Source organism: Sulfitobacter sp. (assembly GCF_041552635.1).
Lineage (GTDB): Bacteria > Pseudomonadota > Alphaproteobacteria > Rhodobacterales > Rhodobacteraceae > Sulfitobacter.
Window position 1 is genome coordinate 1 of record NZ_JBFEKM010000331.1, and the last position, 1,908, is coordinate 1,908.

A 1,908-nucleotide genomic window follows, 5' to 3' on the forward strand; every position below is an offset into this window, starting at 1 on the left:
ATCCCGCGATCAAAGCCCCGACCCGATGAAATAGGACCCCATTTGGGACAAATGGCGCTCCTGGAATAGAAAAACGCCATGGACGGAAAAACAGAGGTCCAAAACACGCAATCAAATGCGTTTCCACACAGCCTCGGCCCATTGCCGACCTTGGCCACCCAATCAATATGCTGCGGTGCGGCCCGTCAGACCGGCCATCCGCTGCAACCGTGAAATCAGGGGACTGGTGAATTCACAGTTCGCGGACCTAGTAACGTTGTGCTTTACGTTATCCATTTCCAGATTCAGCTTTCATTACTTCCAGGGCCATGGAACTGAAATCGCGAATGCGAGCAAGTGGAACGATACGGGCGTTGGCTGTAACTATCGGGAAACGACTGACGATGAACGGCTCAACCCTTTCAAGTCCCACATGATCTTTAAGAAGCTGTTCTCGAGAGCGCTCCTTGGTGATTGCCCTTTCGTAGTAGCGCTCAAGCGTCCGATTGGTTCGAATAAACCGCTTTGGATCTAAATCCACCCACGATGGGTCGACCAAGTTGTTCTTGCATTGAATATTAAAACAAACGTTATCCCGGGTTGCGATAATGGAATGCCCCCTCTGAAGTGGTCCACCCACTGGGATATGTTTATCCCGATTTCAGGAGGACTAAAGGATGGCTGGAAAACGAGAGAAACCCGAAGATATTGTGCTGAAACTGCGACAAGTTGAAGTGCTGCAAGGGCAAGGACGGTCGACGGCGGAAGCTGTGCGGCAGATCGGAGTGACGGTTCAAAGCTATTATCGATGGCGTAAAGAGTATGGCGGTATGAGCCGTGATCAGCTCAAGCGCCTCAAAGAGTTGGAGACCGAAAACACTCGGTTAAGACGCGCGGTGTCGGATTTGACGTTAGACAAGATGATCCTCACCGAGGCTGCACGGGGAAACTTCTAAGCCCTTCCCGCCGCCGTCAGTGCATTGATCATGTGCGGCAGGCTCTCGGCATATCTGAGCGCCGGGCCTGCCGCATACTCGGGCAGCATCGTTCGACACAGCGCAAGGTTCCTTGTGGCTTGCCGGACGAACAACGGCTGACCGAGGACATCATCGCACTGACAGAAGAGTTTGGACGCTATGGGTATCGCATGATTACCGGGATGCTGAACAACAGCGGCTGGCATGTAAATCATAAGCGTGTTGAGCGAATTTGGCGGCGGGAAGGGCTGAAAGTCCCGCAGAAACAACCCAAGAAGGGTCGGCTCTGGCTGAACGACGGGTCGTGCGTCCGGCTGCGGCCGGAGCGTCCGAACCACGTCTGGTCCTATGACTTTGTTCAGGATCGGACCCATGACGGACGCGTATATCGCACGCTGAATATCATTGATGAGTTTACAAAGGAGGTGCTGGTGATCCGCGTCAAACGAAAACTTAATTCAACAGACGTGGTCGATGCGCTGACTGATCTGTTCATCCTGCGCGGCCCGCCGGAATACATAAGGTCTGACAATGGGCCGGAATTTATCGCAAAGAAGGTGCGCGCCTGGATCGGCGCGGTGGGTGCCAAAACAGCCTTTATCGCCCCAGGATCACCATGGGAAAACGGCTACTGCGAGAGCTTCAACGCCCGCTTTCGGGACGAACTGCTGAACGGTGAGGTCTTCTACTCGCTGCGCGAGGCACAGATCCTCATCGAGAGATGGTGTCGCCACTACAACACGGTCAGGCCACATAGCGCCTTAGGTTACCGTCCACCGGCACCAAAAAGCATCATGCCAATAGACCAGAGGCGTAACCGGTGCGCCGATCCCACCTATTTGACGTAATTCCACGGCAGCAGCTCGTTGATCTTGCTTTGTTTGTGGCCAGCGACGATGGCTGTGAGCGTATTGGTCAGATAGGCGTGCGGATCGACATCGTTTAATTTGCA

At 53.9% G+C, this 1,908-nt stretch carries 3 protein-coding genes; 1 reads left to right on the forward strand and 2 read right to left on the reverse strand.

The features are described 5' to 3' along the window. Positions 1 to 268: 268 nt before the first annotated feature. A complete protein-coding gene (locus ABYT07_RS20770; RefSeq protein WP_372993898.1) occupies positions 269 to 538 on the reverse strand; it encodes a hypothetical protein in 270 nt (89 codons plus the stop codon). Positions 539 to 656: 118 nt separating this feature from the next. Here ABYT07_RS20770 and ABYT07_RS20775 point away from each other — a divergent pair. Continuing rightward, a protein-coding gene (locus tag ABYT07_RS20775; RefSeq protein WP_372993899.1) for an IS3 family transposase occupies positions 657 to 1,804 on the forward strand; the annotation gives its coding sequence in 2 pieces (ribosomal slippage) (positions 657 to 921 and positions 921 to 1,804; 1,149 coding nt in all). Here ABYT07_RS20775 and ABYT07_RS20780 read toward each other — a convergent pair. Then, positions 1,792 to 1,908: transposase domain-containing protein (locus ABYT07_RS20780; RefSeq protein ID WP_372993900.1), on the reverse strand; the 117-nt coding region annotated here is incomplete at its 5' end. The two genes, ABYT07_RS20775 and ABYT07_RS20780, sit on opposite strands and share 13 nt — an antisense overlap.